Raw genomic sequence first — 18,871 nt, 5'->3', positions numbered from 1 at the left:
TAATCGCCGACGGGCGCATCGCGGCCCTGATCTTCTTCTGGGACCCCCGGGCCCGGCTACCCCACGACCCCGACATCAAAGCGCTGCTACGCCTGGCCGTCGTATGGAACATTCCCATGGCCTGCAACCGCGCCACCGCGGACCTGCTGTTCTCATCACCCATATTTTTGGATGGATACACCCGGGGCGTTCCGGACTTCACGGAGTACAACAACCGGCCGCTGTAGGTTGGTTGCGATCTGTTCCGGCCGGGATAATCGATCGGGGGGATGCTTCATGGTAAAGCCCTACTTAAGCCGTACTAAAGCCGTACTTAATTGCTATTGGAGTGCTATCATCCCGACAGGCTGATGTTCGGTTTTTTGAAACAAAATCGCCCAAATTGTTGGAATTTGGAGACTACTTTGTATGTTTGCGCTCCCAAAAAATGGATCAGGGCACTCCTGAACCATTAGAAGGAAAAAATGGCGCGGTAGCTCAGGTGGTTAGAGCGTTGGATTCATAACCCAAAGGTCGGGGGTTCAACTCTCCCCCGCGCTACAGAAAACAGAGTGAGTGTGAGAGCGAAAGCGAGCACAATCACTCTGTTTTTTTCTTCACACTCGCTCTTACGCTGACACTAATTTGTAGGGGTGAGGTAGAGTATCAAACGAACACGGTCCGTTCGTCTAGGGGTTAGGACACCAGATTTTCATTCTGGTAACACGGGTTCGATTCCCGTACGGACTACTTAGACTAAAAGCCTGGAATCTGAACTGATTTCAGGCTTTTTTGTGTTCGATAATTCCTGTTCGGTATCCGCCTTGCGGCTGTTCTTTTACACGTCTTGCTTAGGTAAACCCATTTCACAGTATAAAGTAGTGGATGATTTACCCAACATCTTCACTTTTTAATTCTAAAAGCTAACGACCATTTGCGTATGCTATTATATCCTCTGGAATTATATGCCAAGGCATTAGATGTGAATTTGGATTCAATAGCGTAAGTTTTTTTATTCTCGCTTAATATTCGTGTATAGTTCTCCGGTTCTATCGATGTAATTAAGAACCCATCCGAGTCGAGAAGGTTTATTATGAACTCGAGCGAATCTCGACTAAATGGTTGCTTTCGTGTTATTGTAAGCTGGCAGTAAAGATCTTTTTCAATGTATTTTGTTTTTAGCTCTCCTGTGAATCCGTATGCGATAGAGTCCTCTGGCCAGGTCCTTAGCTTTTCAACTTGTAATTGATTGATTATTTGTAATAAGGAAATTGCGACTAATAAACCGAACAGAGATAGTGATGTTCCAAGTATTTTTCTTTTTTGTATGTCTGAATACTCAGCGTTATGGTGAAACCCAAATCTATGAAGGATGATGAAGTGTCCAAAAATATAGATTGGAATAAAAGAAATGGACAAGCCAACCCGGCTCTCCATGTCTATATTCTCAAAATTAAGGAAGTAAGCTGCTGTAATTGCTGAGGATATAACTATTAGAAAGCCTAAAATGCCAAGTATTCGACTATATATTTTCATCAGTTGAATATGTTTTTTTTGAACTTCGATAGTCCATCTTCGGCCTCAGGTATTTTAGTTTCTCCTAATTGGGAGAATTTTGTGATCGTAAAACCTGATATAAAAAAATCTTACCAAAATCATTTAGCTGATAAATTACGCCCGAGTTATTACCAGCGGCATCCCCTCCATCAAAACCTGCATTGCTAATAAGGCCAATTGAGAAGAGATGCTCTAATACATAATGATCAATTCGTCCGTTGTTACTAGTAATTGACTTCTTGTTCAGGAAAATTGAAATTTGTTCAGCATCTGGGGCAAAAGAATTTGCGATGAGTGAACTCAGTCGCATATACTTCGATTTGGAGATCTTTCCGTCTAAATAGATCCTAAACAACTTAGCCTGCCATCCAATTTTTTTTGCATCGTCCGCTCTTTCCAGTAAAAATAGAATCTTAGATCCGATCTCCTGAAAATCTTCATCTTTGAAATACTTTTCCTTAAGCTCATCGATGTCACGTTGATCTTTAATATGCAACTCATTGATAAAAATCAATATCCTTTTTAGGAGCAGGATATCACAGACGGATTTTGTAAGCTTACCAATCGAGAGCAACGAGCCAATAACTGGAATGTCCTTAAATAATCCATCTTTTAATAGGCTGTCTAACGCCGCCTCTCCTAGATTAGTAGATAACGATATTAATTCGGTTTCAGATTCTTTGTTCATAGAAACTGCTTACTGGGGTAATCTCAAGTAGAGTTTCAAGATACGACAACTAGCATTTGGATCAAAAGCTTGGAATCTGAATTTGATTTTAATAAATTAATTTTAAGGATATGGGATATATTTGTTAGAGTTGTGGGACGAATTCAATATTTTGTATGGCGTAACCTTCTATTTTTTTGCAGTTGATCCCATGCGGGGGAGTTATAGATTGAACGAAAAGGCTTAATGAAATTTAATGTAAACAATGTCCAACTTCCTGACTTTCAAAGTCCTTGTATGATAAATGTCAAATACTGAATTTAACCTTGAAGCTAATGAGAGCGGCATTGAGCATAACCATATGAAGTGGATCAAAACAAATTACATATTTATAATTATTGGAGTTGGCACAATAGCAACTGTTGATCTGTTAACAAGATTTTGGTTCTGGAAAGAACTCCACCTGAAGTTTGATTCATCGAATTTTAACAACATAGTCACCCCGATAGCGGCTATACTTTCAGTCTGGCTTTTTAGCTATCTTGCGGTTAAGCAGTATCGCTTGCAGTTATCCAGCAATCTCAAACAGAATTTGGATCGCGAGTTTGATGACCTATACAAAAAGATGGAGGAGAGCATTGAGGAGAAAGTTTTGATGGCTGTCGGAATTCGATTCAACCAGACAGTGAATTATTCTGTAACCGGTATGAGCTCCCTAAATTATTTTAATGAATTGATTAAAGCTTTTGATCGAATTTTTGCAGACTAGGATTTCATAAACGACCACACAAATTATTTGAATGATAGAAATATTAAGATCCATAAAGATTATTTGCAAAAGCGGGCGTACTACGATGATCTGCGCTTTGTAATGGCATTCTCGTACTTTCCAACCGCTAAATACCACGAGGTTGGATTTTTTCTGGACCAAGTAAACGCATCTGAGCTCCTTGAATCAGACAAGGCATACTTCAAAACCAAGACAGTGACATATTGTTTAGAACGGTATTTTAATTTTGTAATTCATCGCGGCGGCGTTGAAGTCCCCGACCTTTTCCAAGACGGGGTTGAGGTATCTTGGAAGCCCTTTCGGGCAACCGGATTTGATCGGTTCTTTACAGTGTTCAGAGATAAGCTAATGTCATAATTCTAAAGACAAGAAGAACTAACATTTTCGGCTACTACTCTTCGAAAATAGTAGGTTGCGCCTGACGTGAATTGTGTCATGGTGGCTATGGCACTGTCGGAAGTCATGCCCGTCCCTTACCCCTGAATATCTGTCCCGAACTAAGTGCAGGCAGGGAAAAATTGCGATTTTGCTGCCAAAATGGCAACCTCCGCTACTTTCAACCCCGGATCAGTCCTCGGAGCATTTGGAGATCAGGATTCAGCAAGCACGAATGCAGCACCCTCCGGTCTACATTTTCGATTTAAGAGCAAACTTTTCGGAGTTTGCTTTTTTGTTTTGTAACCTTTTCAATTTTTGCGATTTTGGTGTATGCCGTTGCGTTGTGTAGGATTAGGACATAAGTGCCGATATTTTGAGGCTTAGCCACTCACGGAAAGCTTAGGTAACACCACCACGTTTTCTTTCATTCTTACGCTCGCCCTATTAGCTTTGTATCGTTACCTATCTTATAAGTCACTATTTTGCTATGCCAATACCAGAAAAAATACCCATTCTCCGAATGGAAGACTACCATACTCACTATCTAGGTAAAACGGATGACGGTCGGCAGTTCTTTGGATACGAAACTTTTGTATTTCCACCGGGTGTACCGGCAGAGGCACTGATGAAACACCGGAAGGAATACGTTGTATTATATCTTTTTGATGACAAGGGAAATCATTCGGAAACCAAACACTGGTTTGCCGGGACCGTCGGCGTTGCTGATCAAGAAAAAATGATTGCGTGGCTTCAAGACGAAATTGAGAAATTGGGGAATGTTACGTATACGGACATAGAAGTAAAGCCTTTTCAATCAACTGTTGACGGTGTTGTGTTCGGCCTGGTATCGAACGAGGAACATAAAGCTGTGGAGCTGCAACCGAACTCGACTATTGCTTTTTACGAACCGTGGGACGGGGAGTACTATACGTGATTTACGAGGGCAATCCGGTCGCGGAGATTAGAAATGGAGATGAGCTGACCAGGTGTCGCGGATTCACAGTTGTTCGGTCATTTTCGCTGTGAGCGATTTTTGCACCATCTCCGGCAATGTAGCAATGGCCCGATTAACACCTTCGAGGTTACGCTGGTAGGCGGGTGTCTTCATTGATTCGCGGTTATAGAAGATAAGAAGCTGTGCCATGGCGGTGCGGTTATAGAGATCGAGTCGCTTGTCTTCAATCATTGCCAGCAGCAGGGTTACTGCGCTGGTTTGGTTTGCAGATTCCGTCAAGCCCCGTGCCATGACAGCGGTTGATCCCTGGTAGTGATCTATGTTTACGTCGCGGGAAGAGAGGCAAGCGCCGATCGACAATTTCATGCTGTTCACTCCCATTTGATCTAGCTCCCGGACATAGGTTTTTCTTCTCGTTGACGTGTCGGAAGGCTCGTATTGATAGAAGTGGTCATTCATGACATCCAGGTGAGCACGTAAAAAAATCTCCCACTGGTTTGCTCGTACGGCAAGCTTGCAAATCTCTCGGGTGTAGCGCGTGGGCCACATGTCCGCGCCACAAGTGCGGAAAGGGCGAGAACTCCGCTCCAGGGACAATGCCCGCTCGGGGGAAAGATACCGCACGGCATACTCGTCAAGATAAAAATCGTGACGATGGGTGATGGCTTCTGCTACAGCATCGTCCAGTAATTTCATATTAACCGGGTCTTGCATTTTTCGGTCGAGCGCTGCCAGACGACGGTTGTACCAGCCTTCCACAGCCGCGGCATACGCGTCCCACCGCCGGCGTCGCTCTTCCTCATCGGCAGATTCCTTCGTTTCTTCGGGGGCAGGTTCGAAATCCGAAACCAAGTCTACGTATTCCTTGATTTTAGACAGACTGTCGGGGATTGCATCAAGCCTGGGAGTGTCTGCTGGCGAAAAAATGGTGGTAGTAGTGTCGATCATGCAATCGACGTACCGGATGAGTGTCGCGTATTCAACAGGAATTTGCATCGACGTTAGCTTTTTAAGATATATCCCTCTCAGAAAGGGATAATGATAGCTAAATACCCAGCCGGTCGACCTATCATGGATAGCCACATCCGGAACCCTGAGCCAGGCCGGTGCTATATTGGAAGCGTAGCGTATGGTCTTTTCGCCGAAGAGATTCATGCGCTCCTTGGCGATCCAGACATTTCGTAACACCTTCGCCGAAGGGAACATCTTCTGTAACTTCTCAATCGTCATGGGATGCGCCATGACCTCGAATGCTTCAGCGGAGTCAGCAAATGTATCTATATAGTCGCCATAGCCTTGTTCCAACGATCGGAATTGCTTCGGTGGAGACGTTTCACAGCGCAGGTGCAGGGAATCGATGACCTTCTTCAATTTCACCATCGTCGCGCTGTCATAGACCAGTCCATTGTCGCAGAGCTTAAAATCACCGAACCGTTCTCGATTAACGGAATCTACGGCGGGGCTACAACAAATGAGAAAGGCAAGAGTAGCGAGCAGCGGAAAATTCTTCATAGGCACCCTCATAATTGAACCAGGCGGAATAAGTCACAAACATAACATGGCGCTATAACGACGGGCACTCACGCTAAGTGCGGCAAACCGCCAAAGAGGATGAAATTTGGGCAAGATATCCAGCCAGGGTTATTGCTAACCACTTGTCAGCATTAACCTACAGTGATCACCTAACTTCATGATGCAGCTCAAATTTATTGGGCAAACCAGCAAAGCCTATGATTTGGAAGCATTCTTAACCCATTTGTAGGGGGGCTATATCAATCTCTAATCGCGGGGTGTCTGGATGAGATAGAAGAAGGCAGTCATTGACTGGAAATCTATACTTTTAGGTGCTAATAACTAGGGTAAGTCTTCACGGTCACTTTCTTTTTTTTGTTAACGTTTGTTAGTCGTTGAAGGCTCGGGTTTATATTCCGAATAAGTAATAAATGTTTTTCCATCGTAAAGGAAGAGACTTGTTTCTCTGGTGCCTATCCAAAGATTGCCACTTTTATCTTCCAAAATTGACCAAACCCAAGGATTGATTAGCCCATCTTTTGTAGAAAAATGAGTGAAAGTTTTGCCATCATACCGGTGAATACCATCACCACCAAACCAAAGGTTTCCCTTTTTGTCTTCTATAATTCGAGTAAACCCATTATTAGGAAACTTAAAACTTGTAAATGATTTGCCATCATACCGGTAGGCTCCACCCCAATTAGTGAACCAAATATTCCCGTTCTTGTCTTGCAGTTGAGGCCAGCCCCAACGATGAGGTTTTGGCTTTGGCCCATCTTGAAATAATTCCACTAGTTCAAGTTTTGTTACAGATTTTCCATCGTAACGATACACACCTTTGTCGGTTCGTGCTCCAAACCAAATGTTACCTGCTTTATCTTCTAAAATTCGTTCCGCGTTATGGTTAGTGCTCAAAAAGCCACTAGCTGTCTCATCAATTATAAATGGAGTAAAAGATTTGCCATCGTAGATATAAACACCATCTATAGTTGCGAACCATAATTTTCCGCTTTTTGCTTGTATGATACTGAATACCCAATGCTTGTTGCGATAGTGGTCATTCTTGTTGGGAGGCAAGTTTTTGGGTAAAGGAATCTTGATTTCTGTAAATTTTTTACCATCGTAAAGACACAGTCCCACTTCTGTACCTATCCAAATCTTACCGTCTTTATCTTCAAATAGGGTATAGACGCTATTACTGTTAAGCCCATCTGCCAGTAAATATTGGGTAAACGATTTTCCGTCATATTTATAAAGACCATTTTCTGTGGTGCCGAACCAAAGGTTGCAGGCTTTGTCCTGTAGGATACATTGAACATTGCCATATCGGGGTGAGCCAATGGTTTTTATAAGTTTTGGATGTTCCTTTTCTTTTGGTAAATATTTTTTAACTGGTCCGTTGCAGGCAGTGCCCAAAATGAGTATAAAGAGTAAACCACAGGTGCATTTCGTCATCTTCTCATTTTTAATATCAGTTTTAACAAAGCTACAAGTCTTTATGCTCGGCTTTAGTAAAGGAATTGTTAAAAAATGTAAACGAAATGTAAAAGTTGAATGGATAGCATAATGTTAAATACTGAATTTTTGTCAAGGGTTGACCATTCATATATACTGAGGCGCTTCGGTCGCAATAGCAGGAAATTGTCTTGAGTACCTGGGCGGTATACCGCTCAGCATCAAATGCGACAACATGAAGACCGCTGTTGTCCACGCCAATCGTTATGAACCTCAGTTCGCCGAAGCCATGATCTATTGCAAAAGATGATGAGGTTTGGCCTTCACAATACATGTGTGACAAAATTACAAATCACCTTCGCAATAAGGACTATAAGTATCATTGCGAACATGTTTCGTTTGAGGGGGGACATTATGTTATGAAGAAGCATTTTGACAAAGTTTTTGAATTTGCAGAGAAACATCATCCCATCGGTCCCTGACTACATACCAAGTGATGTTCAACAAGAAAAGGCAAAAATGTTCTTGTCAGCCGTGTTTGATCTTCTCCATACGGAGTTGATAACCACACAAGAAATAGAATTTGTTGGCCAGGGAGAAAACTTCGAAAGCGTGTCTTGTAATCTGTGCGGGCAAGATATTTCTGGAGAAGATTGGCTGGATAAAATGGATCTGGCATATCAAAGCCTATTCAAAAAATTGAACATTATGACCTCATGTCAACACGAAACGTCACTGAATGATTTGGATTATAAGTGGCCTGCAGGCTTCGCCAAATTCGTTATCAGCATTTCAGATGCTCAGAATGTACCGAGTGAGAATGAGTTGATGCAGTTACAGGAAATTTTAGGAATGAGAATGCGGGTAATCTGGGCTCGCTACTAGATTAATCAGTCGAGTCAAGGCAAATGGGCAGGAGGCTTGGTGTAAGATATTTATCGAACCGGCAATTCTTGCAATCTCGTCAAATTCTCAATAATTTGGTTCGATATCAGTACCTCACAGTCGACTACTAAAAGCCTCCCAATAACGAAAATTGGAAGGCTTTGTTAGTGATCGCCCTGGGTATTTTTGATTGGCATCACGCGTCACCTATCCCCAATGATACGCACACGATCGGCTGCCAGCACCTGCTGTGAACGTGTACGCTTAAAATCCCGCAGGAACTCCGGGGTAGACTTGCCGGTAAGCGCTTTAAGTTTGCGGTGTAATTGTATACGGCTTAACCCACTGGCTGTAGTGAACGCTTCTGCGTCGAAAGTGGCCTCGGCGTAACGTTCTTCCAGGATCTCCAGCAAGGAATCCATAAAATCTGATTCCGGATCGGATGAAAATATATCCCGCGGTTGTGCAAGCTGTTGATTGAAAGCATGGCGCAGGTTCTCGCGTTGCGCAATAATGTTCTGTACCCGCAGGCGGAGTTCTTCGGGTGTAAAAGGTTTGCTAATGTATTCGTCTGCATCGGCTTGAAGCCCTTGTGCCTTGTTCTCCTGTTCTGCATTCGCCGTCAGCATCACCACCGGGATATGGCTGGTGATCGTAGCATCGCGCAGCTTCTCACAAATGTTCTGGCCATCTGCCGGCGATGTCTCTATATCGGTAATAACAAGATCGGGCACTTGCGCTTGCGCCTTCTCCCATCCCGAGTTTTCGTTGGTGGCAACGATCGTCCGGAACTGTGTTTTTAAGGTCTTCTCCATCAGCGAGCGCATCGCCGCGTTATCCGCAATGATCAGCACAACGGCCTGGTCGCTGGTTTCATCGTCCTGTACGGCAAGCGCGGCCTCGAGCGTAGCCACCGCAGGTGGAACGGATTTCGGCTCGGCCGCAACAGGTCGGGGCGCTGGGCGTGGGCTCGCGGAAGGAACGGGCGCTCCCTGCGCCGTGGCACGTGCACGCGGCGTTGACACTTTCGTGTCGGGTACCTTTTCAGATTTCCTGGCCCGAGTCGAACGCCGGTAGTACAGTAGAGCACCTATGCCTGTCAGCAACACGACCAGCAATACCGCAGCCGTCAGGTAATTACGTTGTGTCGTGAGACCCTGTAACTCGCGTTCCAGTACCTGGACCTGGTTCTCGGCGGTGAGCGTAAGGGAATCATCAGCTACTTTATTTCGCGCATACCGCGCTTCGAGCTCCCGGTATTGTGCCAGCGCTTCTTTCCGGTGTACGGTGTCGTTCAGTTGTAAATAGGCGTGCAGCTGTGTAAAAGCTTTTTCGTATTGCTTACGTTCGGCATACCATTGTGCCAGCGTATAATAGGCGTCGGGCAGCGAGCGCACATTGGTGGCGGTCGTTGCCGCGACGACATTGTCCACTAACGTCTTTTCAGCATCCGTACCGCGGCGACGCGAAGTCGAGACGACAGCCAGGGACGTCTTGATGCGGGTCATCATGACGCTGTCGCCGGAGACATAGGCCAGGGATAACGCTTGCAGGAGATAACGCTTGGCCTGCTCCGGGTTTTTCCGGGCCGTGTATAGCATGCCGAGGGAATACAAGGTCTTCAGGGCTTCCGGTGTGAGCTTCATGGCCTCTGCCTGTGAAAGCGCGCGTTCGTAAAAGTCGGCCGACGTTTCATAGCGCCCCATGCCGGCATAGGCCTTGGCCATGCCGCTTCGGATCGCGAGGGTTTCGCGCGCATCTTTCACCACATCCTGTAACTTCAGGGCTGACTGGAAATACTTCTCCGCCTCGCGGTATTCTTCCTGCTCCAGCAGGTCCATTCCCAAGCCCCGCAAGCTCAGCGATTGTCCGCGAACGTTGCCCGACTTCTCGAATACACGCAAGGCACGGCTGTGATAGTCGGCAGCGCTGACCGGATTTCGTAACGACAAATGTGTATTGCCAATGGTTAGCAACTGCTCTCCATAAGAAGGATCGGGCTCGACGGCATCGAGGTACTCTAATGCGGAGGTCATATAAGGAAGTGCCCCTCTCAGATCTCCTTGCCGCTGGAAATAAAGACCGGCGGTCATGAAATACCGCGAAGCTATTTTATGATCCTTACGATTGTCGGCAAATAGATTTCCCAGCAACCCTAAGTAATGACGGGCACTGTCGGGCCGGCCACCGGCCTGGTAAACAAGTGTAAGTTGTGCGTACGTGTTTGATAGTGTATAGGGCGTCCCGGCAAGGGACGTCACGTGGTGAAGGCTGTCGATACGCCGCTGCGCAGGATTCTGCCCATACACCGAACAAAAAGCAAACAACACGGGAAAGCAGAGTAGCCACCGCATAAATAGAAGGGTTTTAAGTAGGGTTTTATCGCAACGAAGGTACGAATTCCCCCAAAACCGCCCCATAAAATATTTTTTGATCGGTGCTTTTTCATGAATCTATCCGAAAGCTTCATCCGCCGATGTAGACGCTTCATCAACAAACCCGGCCCATCACAGGGATTCATGCGTTATCCTTGCGGCATGTTCGCACCAAACAGATGTACCATGAAAATATCTTTTTTTTAGCACAATGATTTACCAGGAATAGCGTTGCTGCCCGGCGGCAGCAACAGCGCTCCAGGCCATATCAATTCCTGCCGCGTCTCTTATGATACTCTTTTGCAAGGCATGCAGCATGCCATTGCGCAGTTTGAGAAACTTGATGTTACAAAAACAGCTAAAATCTTCAACCCAGTATCCGCCAATTCATCAAAACCTCAAAGCAGAACGTTACCACTAACGATCAACTCAGGCGAGTGCTTAGTTTAGCATTTAGTATAAGCTTTTCCTGGTTTTGGCATTCCCATCCATCGCCACGTTAATGAAGGCAATTGGATATGAAACTGCATTGATTGGAAAATGGCATTTGGGCGCGCGTTCCCAGCATAGCCCTGGTAAAAATGGATTTGATTTTTCTTCGGTATTCACAGCGGTGCAGTCGATTATATATCACACAAAGGTACCAGCCGACTGCCAGACCTTTATGAAAATGAGGTACCTCTCCGTCATGGTATTGGTCTAATCCGGATATTGCAATACTCCACTTTCATCGGCGGCCCTACATGCACTTGCAGGCCCAGCCGTCCGGAGAATTTTTGTGCGCCGGCATCGTCATCGGTCACGTCGCTCATCAGTACGCCGTTGATGTAGTGCTGCATACGGTTGCCCTTTACCACCAGCCGGCATTCGTTCCAGTCGCCACTTTTGATCTTTTGCCGCAGCTCATCGCCGTCTCCCAGCGACTGGGTGATGGCTGGCTTCTGACCTGCCTCCAAATGCGACTGTTCTCCGCGCTTGGCCAAAAAGCCACGGCCCCGCTCTTCGTAGTTCTGACCGGTATAGGTATGCTTACCATCGATATCTGCCTGGTATCCTTTCAAACCATAGGGCACACCACTCACCGGCTCACTTCGGTAATTAATACCGCTGTTGCCGGTTTCGGTGATCTTGAAGTCGGCCACAAGCTCGAAGTCACCTGGCTGGTCACCCTGCCAGATCAGAAAAGTATTGTTCTTAAGCGTAACACCTGGCTTTACTTCACCTACAAGAGTACCCTGTTCTGCACGCCATACCGATGTATCGCCAGCCCAGCCCTTCAGCGTCTTGCCATCGAACAAAGAGATAAAGGCATCTTTCTTTTGCTGCGCCTCTACCACCGGTAGAGCACTCACATAAAAAAGTGCCAGCAACAGGACCGTCTGTATCTTCATAGCTTATTGCGTTTTCTTACCCGTATACACTTCATGATTTTCATTGCCGCCCGACTTCAGGTAGTTCACCAGGTCGTTCAGCTCCTCGCGGTTCAGACGGTTGATCAGCCCAGGCACCATCGGCGAAACTTCCGACACACGTGTGCGCGCCACCGCTTCCTTCAACAATTCTCGTACTACTTGTGGGGCAAAGGGATTTTGGGCGATGTAGTACTTCCTAGCATCTTCGCGGATCAGCCTGCCCAGTACTGTCGTGCCGTCTATTAATACAAACACGGTCGCGCCGTATTGATCGGATATTGTAAGGCTCGGGTTGATCATGGCTTCAAGAATGTCTTTCGTCGAAAAGCGGGTGCCTGTCTGCGTCAGGTCGGGTCCCGACACGCCGCCTTCACCCTTGAACGTGTGACACTGGATACACAGCGACGCAGCAAACATGTCCTTGCCCCGGACGAAATCAGGCTTGTCGGTAACATTGTTCAACTCCAGCAACGCCTCCTCTACGGACCAATTGCGCCCCGGCCCCTGCGGCTGATGCGCATTGTCGACCAATATGTTGCCTGACAGCTTCACCAGCGAGTCGCCCGACAGCTTATTGTAGTACGTAAACTGTCCCACGGGCACGGTCTCCAGGGCATTGGTCCGGGCCTTGTCGATATATCCGCGAAAACTATGGCCGCCCTTGTAGCTGAAAGCATGATAGAACCATTCGAAATATTTCTTGCGCAAATCGGCAGACCACCCGTTCTTAGCGGCGCTCAATGCCGTGGCATAATAGGTCTGCTGTGCCGGCGGCACGTTCGATAGCATGTCGGCAATAGCCATGCCGTATTGCGGGTTGCGTAGAATCATGTCAGAAGACTCCATCAACGTTTTTCCAGCGCGGTCGTCCTTGGCTGTTTCGAGCAAGGTCATGGTCTTCTCTACTACGCCGGGGGCATCCAGGTAAACCAGCACTTTGCAAAGCGCGCGGTTCAGTGTATTCGAGCGGGCAGGGTATTGGTCGTTAAGGTAGGCTGTTACCTTTGTCTTCACCGGGCCCGTGGGCATACCCATGCGCGCCAGCACCAGCTCAAATACACGCACGACATCGGTCTGCTGCGGTTCGGTAAGCCTGGCGAAAGGTATGCGTATTAAGGCTTCGAGCAACGCGGGCTCGACCTGGCGGCCGCCTTGCCGCGCCAGGGCCGTGGCGGCATGTGTCAGCAGCACCGGGTCTTTCTCCTCCAGCACACGTGCCTGCCAGGCCGCCACGGGCTGATGCTCTATGGCTATGCGGGCTGCATAGCGTATAAAACGGTCCTCATGCTTCAGGTGAGGCCAGGCTTCTTCGACAGCGCCATCTTTTACGCCCGAATGAAATGTCTCGAGTCTTCTGCGTAGCTGCTGCACCTCGCTCAGCGCAACGGCCTCTGCTTGCGGAGCCGGCAAATGGCCGGTATAGTAAACGCGATAGAGATCCGACTCCAGGTTGCGCCCACCCGTTAGAAAATACAATGCGCCATCGGGCCCGATTACACCATCCGTCAGCGGCAAGGATGTACCGGAGAGAAACTCCTCGCCCCTGGCCGTATAAGAAGCACCGTCGGCTTCGGGGTAGATCGCATAGACAATGCCGAAACTCCAGTCGAAAGCAAATAGACAATCCTTATACTTTTCAGGAAAACGCGTGCTGCCCCCATACACGAGGTTGGTCGGAGAGCCCTGGCCAATGTCCATCACCGGCGAAAGGTTGTCGGCAAAGTACGGCGACCACACGCTATTGCCCGTGCGCCAGCCAAATTCACTACCGCTTGTAGCGTGGCAGATGCGTGTAGGCCGATACCAGGGCAATCCGAAATCCCACTCCATATCCGAATCGTACGTAAACAAATCGCCGGCGGCATTAAAGGCCAGGTCAAAGGGATTGCGATAACCAGCGCTGACCAGTTCCCATTTGTTACCGGTGGAGTCGATGTGCGCGATCCACCCGCCGGGGGCCTTGAGCTCGGCAGCGTGACCGTTGGGATCTGTGATCAGCGGAAAAAGGTTATCCTCACCCCAGTTCGAGGGTAAACGGTAGCTATCCATCGGCGGCACTTTGGTGTAATTGCCGGCGATCAGGTACATCGATTTTTCATCGGGTGCCAGAATGATATTATGAGGGCCATGCTCTCCTGCGCCCTGCAACGTCTTCAGCAACGTGATTTTATCGAACTGGTCATTGCCATCAGTATCTTGTAAACGGTAAAGACCGCTGCTTTTTTCAAATTCCTCGTCCTGATCGTGGTTCACCACCACAAACAGGCTGTTGAAGGCCCAAAGCAGCCCATGCGCATACCCGATGCTCACCCGTTGGGTTGTATCGATGCCATTATCCGGTTGCTCCAGATCGATACGCTCCGCACGTGTTCTGGTCGTATCGCCTATGGCCGGTATCGTAATCCGGTATATCGCACCGTACTGATCAGATGCCAGTAACCGGCCTTTAGGGTCGAAGGTCATCGACACCCAAGACCCCTCCTTGTTCTCCGACGGACCATACAGCCGCTCTGCTTTAAAACCTTCCGGCAGCTTGAGCCTGGCGATCTTCGGATCCTGAAGAGCAGCGGCATCTTCTCGAGCAGGACCGCAGGACACTGTTAAAAACACTACTGGTAAACAAAGAATGAGCAGGTTGAGAAAGCGAAAAAAACGCAGCGGACAGATAAAGGTCAGAAACATGGAGTTTGGCTTGGTTTTGCGAGTATACAGTTTATCAACTAAGCGATCAATGCATTCTGTAACAACGGTGATAATTTTCCGGAAAATGATCGTCGGATTTTATTAAGATGTTCGGGTATTATTTCCATCCTGCACTGTCCTGAGTTCCGGTAGTTTAACTGGGCGTAAGCTTTCCCTGGCAGCTACATTTCAATATAGTAATTATCGTAGGGCGGATTTTAGAGGTGGCGTGTTATTTAATCCAGTCCTTTCTCAAGTTTTTCGGCCAGCTCATGGTATGCATTCAGAAGTGGAATGTATTTTCCATTGTCCGGGTTTTTGATCGATTCAAATTTTTGTCTTACGTATTCGACATAATCGAGATATTGCGGGTCGTTGCATAATTTTAGGGTCACCATTTTTTTCAACTGAAATTCACCGCCAATGTGATAGGTCAAGTCGTCTTCAGGTGTTTTTTTGATGAACTTATTTAGCGGCTCAATACGATGATATGTATCAAAAAAAGGAAATACAACAGCATTGCAATATTGCTTTACAGCATCGCTATAGTGAGCAAAGTCGGATTCGGTAGCGATTGTGATCGCCGAGATTTGCCGCCCTCTCATTATGGCCGCTTCTTTGTTATTATAATCGCGCAATGTGTAAGACGTTTGATCAAGCTCATATTTAAGTAGCAATTCTTTTAGCGGATCTTCAATTTCCTCAAAGTAGATTCCCATGGAAAGCGCTTCAAAATATATGCCAGGAGATCTTTTTAGTTTATTGCATGTACATGTATATTTGATATGATCAATTTTCTTACTGATCTCATATCCAAACTCGTCTACATTTGATAGTACAAAACCATGTTGTTTGAAGAATGGCACCAGGTATTTCTCCAAATACTGCTAATTTCTTCGGTTTCAATATGTTCTTCAGATGCATCGGTTGGTCGAAGCGGTTTATCCTGGGAATAAAGCTTCGATACAGAAATAATGATTAATATAGCAAATACAGGATATTTCATTGTATGATGTTTTTAGTAGGCGCCACTACTGGCTTTCCTACAGGCCGCGTTTGCCGCGCCCAAATTAATGATTTAATTTTTGGAGGCAAATACGACAATAGATAAGTGGCGCAAATGCCCCCGGAAATTGTCGCGATTTAACGCTACGATAAAAGTCTTAACTTCCGACATTCGTATACACCAAAGATAATCGACATGGCCAAAATAGTTGCAACCTTAAATATAGCTCTCAACGGTTCGTGTGATCATACGTCCGGACTCGCCGACCAAGAATTACACGATCATTACACGGAAGTGATCCGCGGCTCAGATATTATTCTTTATGGAAGAACCACGTACCAGCTTATGGAAGGTTACTGGCCCGGACTGGTTAAAAATCCTAGTGGAGAAAAGTCGATGGATGAATTTGCAATTGCTTTGCACAATATCCAGAAAGTTGTTTTCTCACGCACACTGAAATCTCTTAGCTGGGAAACTTCTGTTCTTGCCAAAAAAAGTCTCGAGGATGAAGTTCAGGCATTGAAGAAACAGCCCGGTAAGGATGTTCTGATTGGAAGTCCAAGCTTGATTAACGAGCTAACGAAACTTGGCTTGATCGATGAATATCAACTTTGTATTCATCCGGTGATTGCGCAGGACGGATTACTTCTGTTTAAGAATATCCAGGAACGACTGATTCTTAAGTTAATGAAGACTAAAACTTTTCAGGCCGGGCAAGTGATGCATTATTATGAGAGGCGAAAAGATTGAAATACAATAGCCACGAAGCTAAATCGGGTTGATATGATACATCATTTTCTTAAAATGTTCTTGCGGGCGTCCCTGAAAAACGCAAGCTATTCCTTAATCAGTATATTGGGACTGGTCATCGGATTGGCTGCCTGTGCGCTAATAAGTCTTTATGTGTGGAACGAAAGAAGCTATGATGATTTTCATAGTAAAAAGGAGCAGATCTTTCGAGTAAGGCACGACCGGTTTACTAACGGAGAGCTGAACCGGCAATGGGCTGCCGGCCCAATGGGAATAGGACCTGATTTGAAAAATAACTTCCCCGAGGTTAATCGCTTTGTACGTTTGAATAGGGGTGTTAATGAGCATAAGGTGCTGACAAATGGTGACGTTCTCTTTAAGGAAGGCCGTATATTTTACGCCAGTGAAGATTTTTTTAAGCTATTTTCTTTTCCATTATTAAAAGGTGCCGATTCACTTGTACTGCGAGATCCTTTTACAATGGTCGTATCAGAGTCGTTTGCTAAAAAGTATTTTGGAGAGCAGGATGTTGTCGGAAAAATTTTGAAATGCGATGGGAAGCAAGAGTATGTAATCACTGGAGTTTTTAAAGACGTTCCTGAAAATACGCATTTGAAATTTGACGCACTTTTTTCTTTTGAAAGTTTGCTTAAAATACTCGGTCCGAAAGAAACGGAGGAATTAATGACCAATTGGGGATGGGAGGGGAACTATACATACGTTGAGTTAAATTCATCAACGAGTGCTGCAGCGCTGCAAGCTAAGCTTCCTGCCTTTGTCGAGAAGAAGATGGGTAACACGCTGCGTGAGTGGAATGAATGGATGGAATTCACGCTGCAACCCCTTTCTTCGATCCACTTATACTCAATTGCCCCGGATGAACTTGAGGCCGGTGGCGATGGAAAATCCATTAACTTTCTCGGTGTAATCGCGGCATTTATTTTAATTATGGCGTGGATCAATTATGTCAACTTAGCTACTGCCAGGTCTATGGAGCGCGCCAAAGAAGTTGGCATTCGCAAAGTATTGGGTAGTGGACGTTCACAACTGATTAAACAGTTTCTATTTGAATCATTCATCATCAAGTTAATAGCGTTGTGCATTACAGCTGTATTGGTTGTTTTATTGCTTCCTTCTTTCTCAGACATGGTTGACAGAACAATTGACCTGGCTGTTTTTGGAATGACGAGAGTGTGGGTATTGATCATATTTATATTTGTACTCGGAGTAATAGGTTCCGGTTTGTATCCTGCCTTAGTTATGTCCGGTTTCATGCCTGTCAGTGTTTTAAAAGGTAGGTTCCAGAATTCTTTGAAAGGAATTTATTTGAGAAAAGGGCTGGTAACCGTCCAGTTCGTCTCCTGTATTGTATTAATAATAGGCGCTTTCGCAGTGTATTCGCAGATTCAATTTATGCGCAAGAGTTCTTCCGGTGTTGACATGGAGCAAATAGTGGTTATCAACGGACCCACTGCCACTGACTCTACATATTCCAGTAGACTCAAAACTCTTTGCCAATCTCTTCTACAATATTCAGACGTGAAAGATGTTACCGTTTCCACAGATGTGCCTGGTCATCATATTCGAAACAGCAATGGTAATGCTCGTCTTGTTGGACAAGATGTGAAGGAGGGGAATATGTATCAGGCGATCATGACAGATGAAAATTTTATACGTACATATGGTTTGTCGTTGATGGAAGGTCGAAATTTTTCGGGCAATCTTAAAGATCAATGGAGAACAGCCATTGTGAATGAAACCGCTATGAAACTTCTGGGAATCACTGACCCGGAAAAGATAATCGGACAAAGTATGTACTTGTGGGGCGACACCCCCGAAATAATTGGCGTTATCAAAGACTATCATCAGGAATCGTTAAAACAGGCAATAAAACCACTGGTGCTGGTGTATGATACTGAAGTGACGGACTTTTATTCAATAAAAATAAAATCTAGCTCATCCTTGAAGGAGATAATCGGTGCAGCCAAAGTAAAATATGGAGAGGCTTTTCCGGGCAATCCATTTGAGTACTTCTTTCTGGATGAACATTACAGTACACAATATCAATCCGATCAAAGGTTTGGAAAAGTGATTGGCTTATTTACTCTTCTCGCGGTCATTGTAGCGTGTTTAGGATTGTTAGGACTTTCTTCATACCTGGTATCACAACGCACGAAGGAAATTGGAATTCGTAAAGTATTAGGAGCCACAGTGGCGCAGATCATTGTGCTGGTTTCAAGGGAATTCATCCTAACTATTTTGCTCTCCAATAGTATTGCATGGCCGATTGCTTACTTTCTCTTAAAAGACTGGCTGAATGGTTTTGCTTACCGTATTGACATCGGACTGCTAAGTTTCCTCATACCGGGTGTGTGCATTTTGCTAATAGCGATTCTCACGGTTGCAGCTCAATCCATCAGGGCGGCGAATACAGATCCAGTCGAGAATTTACGGACGGAGTAGGGAGG

15 protein-coding genes and 2 tRNA genes are annotated in these 18,871 nt (G+C 45.9%); 9 read left to right on the top strand and 8 right to left on the bottom strand.

Annotation, left to right across the window (positions count from 1 at the left end; translation table 11 throughout):
* From KK062_RS23535 to KK062_RS23525, 3 genes are all read left to right on the top strand, one after another.
* A partial coding sequence (locus KK062_RS23535; protein WP_254086816.1) for a methylglyoxal synthase occupies window positions 1-227 on the top strand: 227 nt, incomplete at its 5' end.
* Window positions 228-466: 239 nt separating this feature from the next.
* Window positions 467-540 (top strand) — tRNA-Met (locus tag KK062_RS23530).
* A gap of 117 nt (window positions 541-657) precedes the next feature.
* Window positions 658-729 (top strand) — tRNA-Glu (locus KK062_RS23525).
* A gap of 153 nt (window positions 730-882) precedes the next feature.
* On the opposite strand, the gene KK062_RS23520 is transcribed toward KK062_RS23525, so the two are convergent.
* The gene (locus KK062_RS23520) at window positions 883-1,515 is read right to left on the bottom strand and encodes a hypothetical protein (RefSeq protein ID WP_254086815.1); all 633 of its coding nucleotides are present in this window, start codon (window positions 1,513-1,515) and stop codon (window positions 883-885) included.
* Between the two features lie 64 nt (window positions 1,516-1,579).
* Entirely contained in the window at window positions 1,580-2,224 is a 645-nt protein-coding gene (locus KK062_RS23515) for a hypothetical protein (RefSeq protein WP_254086814.1), read from the bottom strand.
* Between the two features lie 340 nt (window positions 2,225-2,564).
* Here KK062_RS23515 and KK062_RS23510 point away from each other — a divergent pair, with 340 nt between their 5' ends.
* Window positions 2,565-2,972 (top strand): hypothetical protein, encoded by a 408-nt coding sequence (locus KK062_RS23510; protein WP_254086813.1) that lies wholly within the window; start codon window positions 2,565-2,567, stop codon window positions 2,970-2,972.
* A gap of 919 nt (window positions 2,973-3,891) precedes the next feature.
* Window positions 3,892-4,305, top strand: coding sequence for a hypothetical protein (locus KK062_RS23505; protein ID WP_254086812.1), 414 nt, complete (start codon window positions 3,892-3,894; stop codon window positions 4,303-4,305).
* A 63-nt stretch (window positions 4,306-4,368) separates the two neighbouring features.
* Here the strand turns inward: KK062_RS23505 and KK062_RS23500 are convergent, their stop codons facing one another.
* Both KK062_RS23500 and KK062_RS23495 read right to left on the bottom strand, forming a co-directional pair.
* The gene (locus KK062_RS23500; protein WP_254086811.1) at window positions 4,369-5,850 is read right to left on the bottom strand and encodes a hypothetical protein; all 1,482 of its coding nucleotides are present in this window, start codon (window positions 5,848-5,850) and stop codon (window positions 4,369-4,371) included.
* Between the two features lie 366 nt (window positions 5,851-6,216).
* On the bottom strand, window positions 6,217-7,293 hold the full coding sequence (locus tag KK062_RS23495) for a ligand-binding sensor domain-containing protein (RefSeq protein WP_254086810.1): 1,077 nt from the start codon (window positions 7,291-7,293) through the stop codon (window positions 6,217-6,219).
* A 450-nt stretch (window positions 7,294-7,743) separates the two neighbouring features.
* Here KK062_RS23495 and KK062_RS23490 point away from each other — a divergent pair, with 450 nt between their 5' ends.
* On the top strand, window positions 7,744-8,178 hold the full coding sequence (locus tag KK062_RS23490) for a hypothetical protein (RefSeq protein WP_254086809.1): 435 nt from the start codon (window positions 7,744-7,746) through the stop codon (window positions 8,176-8,178).
* Between the two features lie 203 nt (window positions 8,179-8,381).
* Here KK062_RS23490 and KK062_RS23485 read toward each other — a convergent pair whose 3' ends face one another.
* On the bottom strand, window positions 8,382-10,532 hold the full coding sequence (locus tag KK062_RS23485) for a tetratricopeptide repeat protein (RefSeq protein ID WP_254086808.1): 2,151 nt from the start codon (window positions 10,530-10,532) through the stop codon (window positions 8,382-8,384).
* A 496-nt stretch (window positions 10,533-11,028) separates the two neighbouring features.
* On the opposite strand from KK062_RS23485, the gene KK062_RS31100 reads away from it, so the two are divergent.
* Window positions 11,029-11,256 carry a sulfatase-like hydrolase/transferase gene (locus KK062_RS31100; RefSeq protein WP_369075183.1) on the top strand — a complete coding sequence of 76 codons (228 nt, stop codon included), beginning with the start codon at window positions 11,029-11,031 and terminating at the stop codon, window positions 11,254-11,256.
* Here the strand turns inward: KK062_RS31100 and KK062_RS23480 are convergent.
* The 3 genes from KK062_RS23480 to KK062_RS23470 all read right to left on the bottom strand — a co-directional run bounded on the left by KK062_RS23480 (window position 11,240) and on the right by KK062_RS23470 (window position 15,528).
* Complete coding sequence (locus tag KK062_RS23480; RefSeq protein WP_254086807.1) at window positions 11,240-11,944, bottom strand: 3-keto-disaccharide hydrolase; 705 nt, start codon at window positions 11,942-11,944, stop codon at window positions 11,240-11,242. The genes KK062_RS31100 and KK062_RS23480 overlap by 17 nt on opposite strands.
* 3 nt (window positions 11,945-11,947) lie before the next feature.
* Window positions 11,948-14,647 carry a PQQ-dependent sugar dehydrogenase gene (locus KK062_RS23475; RefSeq protein ID WP_254086806.1) on the bottom strand — a complete coding sequence of 900 codons (2,700 nt, stop codon included), beginning with the start codon at window positions 14,645-14,647 and terminating at the stop codon, window positions 11,948-11,950.
* Between the two features lie 236 nt (window positions 14,648-14,883).
* Entirely contained in the window at window positions 14,884-15,528 is a 645-nt protein-coding gene (locus KK062_RS23470; RefSeq protein ID WP_254086805.1) for a hypothetical protein, read from the bottom strand.
* A 320-nt stretch (window positions 15,529-15,848) separates the two neighbouring features.
* On the opposite strand from KK062_RS23470, the gene KK062_RS23465 reads away from it, so the two are divergent.
* Window positions 15,849-16,403: a dihydrofolate reductase family protein gene (locus tag KK062_RS23465; protein ID WP_254086804.1), complete on the top strand. Its 555-nt coding sequence runs from the start codon at window positions 15,849-15,851 to the stop codon at window positions 16,401-16,403.
* A gap of 33 nt (window positions 16,404-16,436) precedes the next feature.
* On the top strand, window positions 16,437-18,866 hold the full coding sequence (locus KK062_RS23460; protein ID WP_254086803.1) for an ABC transporter permease: 2,430 nt from the start codon (window positions 16,437-16,439) through the stop codon (window positions 18,864-18,866).
* Window positions 18,867-18,871: the final 5 nt, after the last annotated feature.

The organism is Dawidia cretensis (assembly GCF_018598175.1).
Taxonomy (GTDB): domain Bacteria; phylum Bacteroidota; class Bacteroidia; order Cytophagales; family Cyclobacteriaceae; genus Ohtaekwangia; species Ohtaekwangia cretensis.
This window is presented reverse-complemented; position numbering and strand designations above follow the sequence as displayed.